The organism is Photobacterium nomapromontoriensis (genome assembly GCF_050336815.1).
In the GTDB taxonomy this organism is placed as follows: domain Bacteria; phylum Pseudomonadota; class Gammaproteobacteria; order Enterobacterales; family Vibrionaceae; genus Photobacterium; species Photobacterium nomapromontoriensis.
In genome coordinates, this window is the sequence record NZ_JAKJSL010000048.1 from 24,388 (window position 1) to 36,545 (window position 12,158).

The window sequence follows — 12,158 nt, forward strand, 5'->3', positions numbered from 1 at the left end:
ATAAAATCGACAGTTTGGGATTAGTTGATTGTCGAATAGCCCTAGTTTCATTAAGCTAACGACCACAGATGGGCGACAATTCTCCCACAGAATCGCATTCTTGTAATTAAGAGAACCATGACCAAATATGGACTTCGTGCCAGGGTCTTCACCCTGACATTAGCACCGACGCTGATTATTGGCCTGCTTTTGAGCGCATTTTTTACGATGAGTCGCTATCGCGATCTCGAACATCAGCTCATGGCGACCGGCACCAGCATTATTGAACCTCTGGCGATTTCCAGCGAATATGGCATGGCAGACCATAACCGTGAGGCCGTGCGCCGACTTATCAGCTATGCTCACCGTAAGCATTCACAGATCATTCGCAGTATTGCGGTCTTTAATACCCACAACGAATTGTTCGTTACCTCGAATTTCCATCGTAATTTCGATGCGTTGATGTATCCGGACGATCAGCCGATCCCGCTATTGCTTGAAACAAAACTTAACGAAAACTCGCTGATCCTACGGGCTCCTATCTTAAAAGAAGGTCAATTTAGTCATCCAACTTATCCGGGCTATCAAGTCGAAGTACTCGGCTATATCGCGGTTGAACTCGATCTCAGTGCACTCCGTTTGCAGCAATATCAGGAAGTTTTTACCGCACTGATGGTACTACTGCTCGGGCTAACCCTCTCATCACTGTTTGCTTACCGATTGATGAAAGATGTGACCCGGCCAATCTCCCATATGGTCAGTGTGGTAGATCGGATCCGTCGAGGTCACCTTGATGTCCGTATTGAGGGCCAACTACTGGGTGAGTTGGACACGCTGAAGAACGGGATCAATGCGATGGCTATCTCACTATCGGAATACCATATTGAAATGCAACAGAGCATTGATCAGGCAACCTCGGATCTGCGCGAGACCCTCGAACAGCTCGAAATCCAGAACGTTGAACTCGATATCGCCAAAAAACGTGCTCAAGAAGCAGCACGGGTAAAATCAGAGTTCCTCGCCAATATGTCTCATGAGTTACGTACCCCGCTCAATGGAGTGATTGGTTTTACCCGGCAGATGCTCAAGACCAGACTGAGCTCAAGCCAGCAAGACTACCTGCAAACCATTGAAAAATCGGCTAACAACCTACTAACTATCATTAACGACATTCTGGATTTTTCCAAGCTGGAAGCAGGCAAACTGTTGCTTGAAAATATCCCGTTCGACTTTACCGAGTCGCTTGATGAAGTCATGAAATTATTGGCGCCCAGCGCCCATGAGAAAGGCTTGGAACTGACCCTGAAAGTCGATAATCGCCTCCCGCCAGGCATGATTGGCGATCCATTGCGTATTCAGCAGGTACTCACCAACCTGATTGGCAATGCCGTTAAATTTACCGAACGGGGCAATATTGATGTCTCGGTTGAACTAAAAGCCGATCACAGCGAAAGCATGGACTTGCAATTTATGGTGCGAGATAGCGGAATCGGGATCTCCGAACGCCAGCAAGCCCAGCTATTCCAAGCCTTTAGCCAAGCCGATGCCAGTATTTCTCGCCGCTATGGCGGTACCGGGTTAGGCCTTGTGATCACCCAGAAATTAGTCACCCAGATGGGCGGTGAAATCAGTCTGACCAGCCGTCTTCACCAAGGTTCAACATTCTGGTTCAGTATTCGCCTGCATAAAACGGATCTGCCGGTTTCCCAGCCCGTTAATACGCGATCGCTGAATAATAAGAAATTATTGCTGATCGAACCGAACATGCAGGCCGCCTCTGTGATCCAACAACGCCTGATCCGCGCGGGTATTCATGTGACTTACCGTTCAACCATGCCCGATGATGCCGAGCATCATGACTTTACCCTGCTCAATCTCTCACCGGGAGAGCAACCCCCTGTCGCGGCACTGTTCGATATGGTGTTTAAGGCTGAGCAACTGAGCGATAAGGTGATCGTCAGTCTGCCGACCACGGAACTGGCACTGTCAGAGCGCCTACTCAATGCAGGTGTCTCTGCCTGCCTGCCTAAACCGCTCGGCCACCGCAAATTATTCGAAACCTTGATCAACGAGCCGGAGCATCTCAATGAACCCGAGCCACAGCCGATCGTCACCGAGACACCAAAAATTCAACCTTTGACCGTGATGGCGGTGGATGATAACCCGGCGAATCTCAAGCTCATCTCAGCCCTGCTGAGTGAACGGGTCGAGACCGTGATCACCGCGACGGGTGGCCGTAAGGCCGTTGAGTATGCTCACCAGAAAGCCTTTGATCTCATTTTCATGGATATTCAAATGCCTGAAATGGATGGGGTCACAGCCTGTCAGGAGATCCACAAAACTCACCTCAACCATACTACGCCGGTGATTGCCGTAACGGCCCATGCCATGGCTGGTGAACGTGAGCGCCTGATCAAAGCGGGAATGGACGACTACCTGACTAAACCGATTGAAGAACATATCCTGCAGCAAATCCTGGCAAAATGGACCCATCCTGACGATGCCGGTATTGAACAAGTATCAACAGTCGACACTCCCGTAACCACTGCAACCGAGGCCGTATCAGATGTGACTAGCAACGCTGATGTCAGCTGGGATTGGGATCTAGCGCTTAAACAAGCAGCAGGAAAGGAAGATCTCGCCAGAGACATGCTACAAATGCTGCTCGACTTTATGCCTGAAGTCGAAATGCTGGTCAACGAGGCTCTTGACGGCAAAGCGATTGAGCTCTGGCCACCGATCCATAAACTCCACGGTAGTTGTGCTTACAGCGGCGTACCACGACTCAAGAACCTGTGCTACACCATTGAAACAGAACTCAAAGCGGGCGGCACTATCGCCGATATCGAGCCGGAGCTATTTGAACTGGTCGATGAGATGAACAATGTCGTTAAGGCGTCAAAAGCGTACCGGCACTAAGCACGAGTAGCGAGTTTAGGATAAGAAAAAATAAAGAAAAAGGCGAGATCGGAGATCTCACCTTTTTTACACCTAGCACCGAGCAAATTTACGACTCGAGGATCACCGTCGCGACGGCGTATTTCTTCTCGTCGGCAATGGTCAGGTGCACATGGTTAACACCCATCTGTGTGGCAAGCGCTGCCGCTTTACCTGACAAGGTCAGCACGGGTTTACCTAGCTCATTGTTGGTCACGGTAAAATCGTGCAAGGTCACACCACAGGCGATCCCCGTTCCCAATGCCTTCGAGGCTGCCTCTTTAACCGCAAACCGCTTAGCCAGATAACGCTCTTTGAGCTTCAACGATTGAAATACCGCTAACTCTGACGGGGCAAGGATACGCTCAGCAAAGCCTTCACCGCTACGGGCATACGCCTTGGTTACCCGTTCGATATCGGCAATATCGGTGCCTAGGCCAACAATCGCCATTAGCCACGAACACTTTGCATTTCAGCTTTCATATCTGCAACCGCTTTATGCAGGCCATCAAACACGGCACGACCAATGATTGAATGGCCGATATTCAGCTCATATAGCTCAGGCAGCGCCGCAATTGGCTTCACATTATGGTATGTAAGGCCATGTCCGGCATTCACCTTGATACCCTGATTATGGGCATAGCTGGCTGCTGCCGCGATCTTCTTCAATTCAGCTAACTGATCGGCTTCTGTCTCAGCATCCGCATAGTGGCCAGTATGCAATTCGATATAAGGCGCCCCACAAGCAACGGCGGCATCAATCTGCCCTCGATCAGCATCGATAAACAGTGACACTTTGATCCCGGCGTCGGTTAACGTTTTGGTTGCCGCTTTGATTTTCTCTAGCTGTCCGGCAACATCCAGACCACCTTCAGTCGTCAGTTCTTCACGTTTTTCCGGTACCAGGCAAACAAACTCAGGCTTGGTCTGCAGTGCGATCTGAACCATTTCATCCGTGACAGCCATTTCCAGGTTCATTCGCGTTTGGATAGTTTCACGCAGAATACGAACATCACGATCGGTAATGTGGCGACGGTCCTCACGCAAGTGGACGGTAATACCGTCCGCCCCTGCCCGCTCGGCCACCTCGGCAGCATGCACCGGATCAGGGTAACGGGTGCCTCGAGCATTACGCAAGGTGGCAATGTGATCGATATTCACGCCGAGTAAGATGTTGTTCATTTTCCGGTACTCCTTCCTCTAGGGATAAACAATTCCCTGCTTTTTAATGGTTTGCTGCCAAGATACGGCTTGAGGGCCATCCGTGTAAAGCGCTTTGCCGCCCGTAATTGGTCCGGGGTCTCAAACCGTCTGGCGGCAATGGCTTTTAGCTGTTCACCCGTGAAGGTCAACTGGCCCATTGCCAGAGAGGCAATAAAGCCCCGCTGCTCACGGTAGTTGTACGTCATATTATCATCCACGGGCAAACCGCTGCCTGCACAGTGAAGAAAATCAATGCCGTAGCCTAAGTGGTACAATAGCGCGAGCTCAAAACGTCGTAAGGCCGGCTCTGGATTATCCGCTTGAGCCAGCTCTCGCAGCACATTCAGGTAATCCAGAAACAGCACGGGGTAAGGGGTGTTATTTTCTAGGACTCTCGCCACCAACTCATTGACATACATCGCAGAATACAAAATATAGCTGCGCATCGGCAGGCCGATACTGATCGGTTCAGCGTGGGTCAGTACGGGCATTGAGCCGCGTCCGGACCATTTGAGAAATAATGGGGTAAAAGGCTGAAGGGCGCCTTTGAGGTTGGAGCGCTTACGGCGCGCTCCTTTCGATAGCAGTGTGATACGGCCTGAATCCTCACTGAAAACATCAAGGATCAGGCTCGTCTCACTGTAAGGACGAGTATGGAGGACAAAACAGCGCTGAAGCCCTTCCATTACTTCCCTTATAGATCGTCAATATAGCCTAGGCTACGCAGGGCGCGTTCGTCATCAGCCCAACCGGACTTCACTTTCACCCAAAGCTCTAAGTAAACTTTGCGTTCAAACAAGTTTTCCATATCCAAGCGGGCTTCTCGGCCAATCACTTTGATTTTCTCGCCAGCTTTACCGATCACCATTTTCTTCTGGCCTTTACGCTCAACCAAAATCAAACCGTTAATATCAAAACCATCGGTATCTGGGTTGTAATCAAAACGCTCGATTTCAACAGTCACGGAATACGGCAGCTCTTCACCGGTAAAACGCATCAGCTTTTCACGGATAATTTCAGAGGCCATGAAGCGCTGAGAACGGTCGGTTACGTACTCTTCAGGGAAATAGTATTGCCCTTCCGGTAAGTGTTGACGGACAATTTTTTCTACCGCATCAATGTTCGTTCCCTTCTTCGCAGACACAGGAACAACATCAACAAACTCCATCTTGCTGGACAATGCCTGCAAGTGCGGGAATAGGTCCTGTTTCTCTTTAACATTGTCGACTTTGTTAACGAGCAAAACAGTTGGCAACCCGCTCTTCGCAAGTTTATTCAACACCATCTCATCATCAGCCGTCCACATTGTGCCGTCGACCAAGAACAAGACCAGCTCCACATCTGTTAACGAGCTGCTTGCCGCACGGTTCATCAAACGGTTAATGGCACGCTTTTCTTCGATATGAAGACCTGGGGTATCCACATACACCGCCTGAAAACCATCACGGGTATCAACCCCCATAATACGGTGGCGGGTTGTTTGTGGCTTACGCGAGGTAATGGACAATTTTTGCCCTACCAAGCGATTAAGGAGGGTCGACTTACCGACATTCGGACGGCCAACGATGGCAATAAAGCCGCAATGTTGCTTTTCTGTCATGATTCCAACTGCTTAAGAGCAAGTTCTGCTGCTGCCTGCTCTGCCTTGCGCCGACTGCTGCCTTTACCTATAACAAGCTGTTCCAAGCCTGCCACTTCACACTGCACCGTAAACTCTTGATTATGAGCTTCGCCATGTACCTTAGTCACGGTATATGCCGGTAATGGAAGACGGCGACCCTGCAGACATTCCTGCAGACGTGTTTTCGGATCTTTCTGGTTATTTCCCGGAGTGATCGTGTCCAGACGCGACTGATACCAGTTCAACACGATGCCACGGGCAACTTCAATATCACTGTCGAGATAAATCGCCCCTAGGATCGCTTCAACACAGTCAGCAAGAATTGAGTCACGGCGGAAACCACCACTTTTCAACTCGCCCGGACCGAGTAACAGGTGATCGCCCAGATCAAATTCACGGCCCAGTTCAGCCAGCGTCTTACCACGCACCAAAGTGGCGCGCATACGGCTCATGTCACCTTCATCAACCGTAGGGAAGCGATGATACAAGTCATCGGCAACCACAAAGCTAAGGATGGAGTCACCCAGAAATTCCAGACGTTCATTATGCGTACCGTTAGCACTACGGTGTGTCAGTGCCAAAGTCAGCAACTTAATATCATTAAATGTGTAACCCAGCTTACGCTGAAGTCTATTTGCAGGAGTGGTCATTTTTTCCCGATCAGTTTATGCCACCGATGCGGCTAAAGCGCACACCGGTAGGAATCCAAGATGGAAGTGCACTATCAGCACCTCGTTCAAACTCAAAGCTGATCCAGATCCCGACCGCTTTGCCCACTAGGTTAGCTTCAGGAACGAAGCCCCAGTACCGGCTATCTGCACTATTGTCGCGGTTATCACCCATCACGAAGTACTCACCTTCAGGCACCACCCACTCATTAATACCAGGACGTGGCTGATAAGCTAATGTGCGGTCATGCTTGTCCGGATTAATCAAGATCTGATGCTCATGCTTGCCCAATGTTTCATTAGACTGCTCAAGACGCGTCATCCCTTGGCTAAAATCACTGTAAGTCATGTTGGTTTGTGGGACAGGGGTACATACTGCCGATCCTTTCGGCGCAATACACAGCTGCTTATTCCCGCTGTAGCGAACAGTATCACCGGGTAAACCAACCACACGTTTGATGTAGTCAATATTCGGTTGAGGTGGAAATTTAAACACCACAATATCACCACGTTCTGGCTTACCAACATCCACTAATTGATGGCGGAATACTGGATCTTTCAGCCCGTAAGTAAACTTCTCAACCAAGATGAAATCACCAACCAATAAGGTTGGCATCATCGAACCGGATGGGATCTGGAACGGCTCATAAATAAATGAGCGAAATACCATTATTAGCGCGATCACCGGAAACATTGAGCTGGCAGATTCTACCCAACTCGGTTGCGGTGCCACGGCTTGTAAGGTTTTAGCATCCACTTGATCGCCAGCATTAGCCGCCGCCGCATCAATTTTCAATTGGCGTTTTGGCGCCCAGATAAACTTATCTAAAGCCCAGATGATCCCTGTTACTAGCGTAGCCAGCACCAAGATTAGCGAAAAAGTATTTGCCATTTTTATCCCTACTCAATTAACTATCAGGCGGTAAAGAGTCACAGCTTACGCCGCAAAAACTATCCGCTCGATATAACAATGCAGCAAGACCAGCTTGCTGCATTGCCCTTGTCACCAATGACTCAGATAGGAGCCGAAACCCTTTTCAATAGCGATTCATTGGTAACAATAGGTTCGTTATATTACTTATCTTTGCCCACATGCAGAATGGCCAAGAACGCTTCTTGCGGCAGCTCGACGTTACCGATCTGCTTCATGCGTTTCTTACCTTCTTTCTGCTTCTGTAGTAGCTTCTTCTTACGACTCACATCACCGCCGTAACACTTGGCGATTACGTTCTTACGTAACTGCTTCACGGTTGCACGCGCAATGACGTTGGTACCAATCGCTGCCTGAATCGCGATATCAAACATCTGGCGAGGAATGAATTCCTTCATTTTCTCAACCACATCACGACCACGCTGCTGCGAATTATCCTTATGCGTAATGATAGCCAGTGCATCAACACGCTCACCATTAAGCAGGATATCCACACGCACCATGTTTGATTCTTCATAGCGCTGGAAATTGTAATCCAGTGAAGCATATCCCCGCGAGGTCGACTTCAATCGGTCAAAGAAATCCAACACGACTTCTGACATTGGGATATCGTACGTCAACGCCACTTGGTTACCGTGATACACCATATCAACCTGCATACCACGCTTTTCAATACACAGGGTAATAACATTACCTAGGTATTCACTTGGTACCAGAATGTTACAACGTGCAATGGGCTCACCCATGATGGCAATGTCGTTAACCGCTGGCAATTTCGCCGGGCTATCAACATAAATCATGTCGCCATTGGTTTTTGTCACTTCATACACCACGGTTGGTGCGGTCGTGATCAAGTCAATGTCGTATTCACGCTCCAGACGCTCCTGGATTATCTCCATATGCAGCATCCCCAGGAAGCCACAACGGAAACCAAAGCCCAGCGCTGAAGAGCTCTCTGGCTCATAGAACAATGACGCATCGTTCAGGCTTAGCTTGCCAAGTGCATCACGGAAGTTCTCATAATCATCAGATGATACTGGGAATAGACCCGCATAAACTTGTGGCTTCACTTTCTTAAAGCCCGGCAGTGATTTTTCACAACCGTGCTTGGCATGTGTCAAGGTATCACCCACTGGCGCACCTAGGATATCTTTGATACCACACACAACCCAGCCTACTTCCCCGGTACGAAGCACGTCTTTATCAACTTGCTTCGGCGTGAAAATACCCAGGCGGTCAACCCCCCAAGTCTGGCCAGTGCTCATTACTTTGATCTTGTCATTCTTCTTCAATACGCCATTTTTGATACGGACCAAAGAGACAACACCTAAGTAATTGTCAAACCAAGAATCGATAATCAGCGCTTGGAGCGGAGCATCAGGATCACCTTCCGGTGCAGGAATTGCGGCAACAATGTTTTCTAATACATCGTCAACACCTAAACCTGTTTTCGCTGAACAGCGCGTCGCATCGATGGCATCAATACCAACGATATCTTCAATTTCTTCCGCAACGCGCTCTGGTTCGGCAGCTGGTAGGTCGATTTTATTTAAAATCGGCACCACTTCCAGATCCATTTCCATGGCGGTATAGCAGTTTGCTAATGTTTGGGCTTCAACCCCCTGGCCCGCATCAACCACCAGCAATGCGCCTTCACAAGCGGCTAGTGAGCGAGACACTTCATACGAGAAGTCAACGTGCCCAGGAGTGTCGATAAAGTTAAGTTGGTAGGTTTCACCATCTTTGGCCGTATAGTCGAGCGTCACGCTCTGGGCCTTAATAGTGATACCGCGTTCGCGTTCAAGGTCCATGGAATCAAGAACCTGCGCAGCCATTTCACGATCGGAAAGGCCGCCACAAACTTGAATTAGACGGTCGGATAAGGTCGACTTACCATGGTCGATATGTGCAATAATCGAAAAGTTACGAATGTGCTTCATGAATTGGCGTGACTAACTCGTGATAAAAGTGAATGGGATCGATAGATCAAGTTGACGGATTCTACCGAATTTCGCCGCTACTCGCTATCTTTCGATGCGGCATTTATTGTCAACTCGGCTGAAATCGGGCTGCCTAGCACCCGAATGAGGCTCGGCTGATAAGCTGAGAGCCCTTCCAAACGCACTGCATAGCGGCGGGCCAACCACAACCCAATGGCTCCGCTCATCAATGCGGTCAAGATCACACCAAGCTCACCGCCCCCAGCAAGAGCGATAAACCACCACTGCCCCAATATGGCTCCCACCACTAAGCATAGCAAAGGAAGCACATAAACCAACATAGCAGAATGCAGCATGCTACGTTCTGAAAGACCAATTTCAACCACTTCCCCCACCTTGGCCGTTACCTCGGTAGAGAGCGTAATTTGATGCTGGCGTCCCGGTAGTGCCTTGCTGACAATACCGCTACCGCAACTCTCTTGTGAAGCGCAACTGCCGCAGCTGCTCTGCTGCTGGCAACTGACTGTCATTTCGCCTGGACGGGTTGCTATCACCGTCGCCAGTGAACGCATCATTGGCTAATACTCTCTTTGAGTTCGTGGCTTCCAGTGGGCAAGAATGCGATGGACTCGGCAACCCGGCGCGCCGTTGCGGGTGGAATATCTCCCACCACGGTCACTTCTTTACCATTGTGCAAGTAGCTATGCAAGGTTCGCCGCCCTTGGCGGACCAACTGTTCACGCACTGTATAGTGATCAGCGGCTGAAATGTAAATCGAAAAACTAAACAAGCCATCGCTGAACATTTTGCTCTCAACTGGCCGCTCTGTCATCATCAAACGGTGACGATTTCGCGAAACAGACTTAAAGCCTTGCGGTAACCAGTTCACCTGCCAGTCTAATTTAGCCTGTGGCTTAGGTGGCAGTTGAACCACGGCTGGCAATTTCACGTTTTCCAGACTTTTCAGTACATCACCGACTTTCGGATTAATCACATAAGACACCGCACGGTACTGTTCAAGTGGTTCACCATCGCGATCGAGCAGATCCGCTCGCATCACCAGTTTACTGCGAGTGTCAATCCACAATAAATAGGAATAACGGGCGCCATCTTTCGGCGCTATCCGTACTACATCACAGGCGACGCCCGTTTCTCGGGATCGCCCCATCGAAATAAAGTCATAATACTGCGATAACTTATCAATATCCGCTTTCATGATCGGCGGTAACGGGGCAACCATTTTATTGCTATCGATGGTGAACGGCTCTAAGCCAGGTTCGAAGTAACTGACTTCATTGCCACGCTGGATCACTTCTCGAGGCGGACCACTGAGATAAACCAGGTGCGCATAGGTTTCACCATTCTCTAACGCATGGCGATACCGCAACGGCTCAATACTGTTTTTTTTAATTAAGATGTATGACAGCTCATAACTGAGCTCACGGCTAGCCTCATCCATTTGATGCAACAAAGCCCCGGCTGAAGGAATCGGTTCTTCAGCTGAGGCTTGGTATGGCATCGCAAGGCTGACCAGTGCCATTACACCGACCAGAATTCTTTTCATTTACCCGCCATCAATTAATTAGCTTCTAGCATAGAACGGTCAATTGAACCGTCATCCGCATTCAAGCGAAGCTGTAATTCATAATCCTGAAGCATGGCATTAATGCGGCGACGCTGCTCCATCACCTGCTCTTCGGTTGGCCCCGCATGCCGATTGGTTCGGAGCGAATCACTGGTTAAACTTACTGGCTCGGCAACCCCCGTAAATGGAATTGTTTCGAGTACAGGTAATTGCCCATCCCCAGCGGGTGAAATCATGCTACCTTCACTGCCGTTATATTGCTGGACACCAACAATCACAGCCAATGACACACAGGCAGCAACAGCAACTTGACCAAATTGGGTCAACCAGCTCGGCATCGTTCGCTTAGCTTGCTGTGGCGTAGGTTGCGCCTCGGCAATGTATGCGTCCCGAGCGGTAGAAAGAGGTATAACAGATTCAAGTTGTTGCTCAGTGAAACCGGTATAAGCCGGTTCATCTTCCAGTGCCAGTGCTACCCTGGCCGCAATATCCCAATCCTTGGCTTGCGGTGCTTCCCCGCGCATCACATCCCCCATGAGGTTGAAATGCTGCCAGGTCTGCTGACTGTCAATATCGACCGTCAATGCATTCACAGTGCTCTGATCCAGCTCTTCGCCATCTAACAATGCCGAAATTTTTTCTTTATCAGCCATCTTTTTCACCGTTTGGCCCAACACTATCGCTGCATAAGAGGACGAATGCGTTTTTCAACCGCCTCTCGTGCACGGAAAATTCGAGATCGAACAGTACCTACGGGGCATCCCATTACCTCGGCAATTTCCTCGTAACTTAAGCCTTCCAGCTCACGCAAGGTAATTGCTGTTTTAAGATCATCAGGCAAGGCCTCTATGGTACCGAAAACAACCCTCTTCAATTCTTCAGACAACATTTGGTTCTCAGGGTTCGAAATTTCTTTCAACGCACTGCCACTTTCATAATACTCAGCTTCTTCAGCATCCACATCCGAAGCTGGCGGCCTGCGCCCCTGAGCCACTAAATAATTTTTCGCCGTATTCACGGCAATACGGTACAGCCAAGTATAAAACGCACTTTCCCCCCGGAAGGTAGGTAAAGCCCGGTACGCTTTAATAAATGCTTCCTGAGCGACATCCGGTACATCACCAGAATTACTGACATATCTTGCAACCAAATTGCAGACTTTATTCTGGTATTTGATTACCAGTAAATTAAATGCCTGCTTGTCGCCACGCTGTACCCGCTCAATTAATACCTGATCAGTTTGCTGCTCGCTCATCCGAGCGTGTACTCCTATGTCTATTACACCCGCATTTTT

At 49.4% G+C, this 12,158-nt stretch carries 12 protein-coding genes; 1 reads left to right on the forward strand and 11 read right to left on the reverse strand.

What is annotated here, in order from left to right:
* Positions 1-117 precede the first annotated feature (117 nt).
* Positions 118-2,898 carry a two-component sensor histidine kinase BarA gene (barA, locus tag L4D12_RS19930; RefSeq protein ID WP_428449581.1) on the forward strand — a complete coding sequence of 927 codons (2,781 nt, stop codon included), beginning with the start codon at positions 118-120 and terminating at the stop codon, positions 2,896-2,898.
* 88 nt (positions 2,899-2,986) lie between these two features.
* On the opposite strand, the gene acpS is transcribed toward barA, so the two are convergent.
* The 11 genes from acpS to rpoE all read right to left on the reverse strand — a co-directional run bounded on the left by acpS (position 2,987) and on the right by rpoE (position 12,119).
* A complete protein-coding gene (gene acpS / locus L4D12_RS19935) occupies positions 2,987-3,367 on the reverse strand; it encodes a holo-ACP synthase (RefSeq protein WP_428449582.1) in 381 nt (126 codons plus the stop codon).
* Positions 3,367-4,098 carry a pyridoxine 5'-phosphate synthase gene (gene pdxJ / locus L4D12_RS19940; protein WP_428449583.1) on the reverse strand — a complete coding sequence of 244 codons (732 nt, stop codon included), beginning with the start codon at positions 4,096-4,098 and terminating at the stop codon, positions 3,367-3,369. Before pdxJ ends, acpS begins: the two co-directional genes overlap by 1 nt.
* Positions 4,095-4,805, reverse strand: coding sequence for a DNA repair protein RecO (gene recO / locus L4D12_RS19945; protein ID WP_428449584.1), 711 nt, complete (start codon positions 4,803-4,805; stop codon positions 4,095-4,097). Before recO ends, pdxJ begins: the two co-directional genes overlap by 4 nt.
* A gap of 8 nt (positions 4,806-4,813) precedes the next feature.
* Positions 4,814-5,719: a GTPase Era gene (era, locus tag L4D12_RS19950; RefSeq protein WP_428449585.1), complete on the reverse strand. Its 906-nt coding sequence runs from the start codon at positions 5,717-5,719 to the stop codon at positions 4,814-4,816.
* Positions 5,716-6,390: a ribonuclease III gene (gene rnc / locus L4D12_RS19955; RefSeq protein ID WP_428449586.1), complete on the reverse strand. Its 675-nt coding sequence runs from the start codon at positions 6,388-6,390 to the stop codon at positions 5,716-5,718. Before rnc ends, era begins: the two co-directional genes overlap by 4 nt.
* Before the next feature lie 10 nt (positions 6,391-6,400).
* Positions 6,401-7,300 (reverse strand): signal peptidase I, encoded by a 900-nt coding sequence (lepB, locus tag L4D12_RS19960; RefSeq protein WP_428449587.1) that lies wholly within the window; start codon positions 7,298-7,300, stop codon positions 6,401-6,403.
* Between the two features lie 182 nt (positions 7,301-7,482).
* Complete coding sequence (gene lepA / locus L4D12_RS19965; RefSeq protein WP_428449588.1) at positions 7,483-9,279, reverse strand: translation elongation factor 4; 1,797 nt, start codon at positions 9,277-9,279, stop codon at positions 7,483-7,485.
* A gap of 77 nt (positions 9,280-9,356) precedes the next feature.
* On the reverse strand, positions 9,357-9,854 hold the full coding sequence (locus L4D12_RS19970) for a SoxR reducing system RseC family protein (RefSeq protein ID WP_428449589.1): 498 nt from the start codon (positions 9,852-9,854) through the stop codon (positions 9,357-9,359).
* Positions 9,851-10,843 (reverse strand): sigma-E factor regulatory protein RseB, encoded by a 993-nt coding sequence (gene rseB / locus L4D12_RS19975; protein ID WP_428449590.1) that lies wholly within the window; start codon positions 10,841-10,843, stop codon positions 9,851-9,853. Before rseB ends, L4D12_RS19970 begins: the two co-directional genes overlap by 4 nt.
* A 14-nt stretch (positions 10,844-10,857) precedes the next feature.
* Positions 10,858-11,517: an RseA family anti-sigma factor gene (locus tag L4D12_RS19980; protein WP_428449591.1), complete on the reverse strand. Its 660-nt coding sequence runs from the start codon at positions 11,515-11,517 to the stop codon at positions 10,858-10,860.
* Between the two features lie 23 nt (positions 11,518-11,540).
* Positions 11,541-12,119: an RNA polymerase sigma factor RpoE gene (gene rpoE, locus L4D12_RS19985; protein WP_428449592.1), complete on the reverse strand. Its 579-nt coding sequence runs from the start codon at positions 12,117-12,119 to the stop codon at positions 11,541-11,543.
* Between the last annotated feature and the right edge of the window lie 39 nt (positions 12,120-12,158).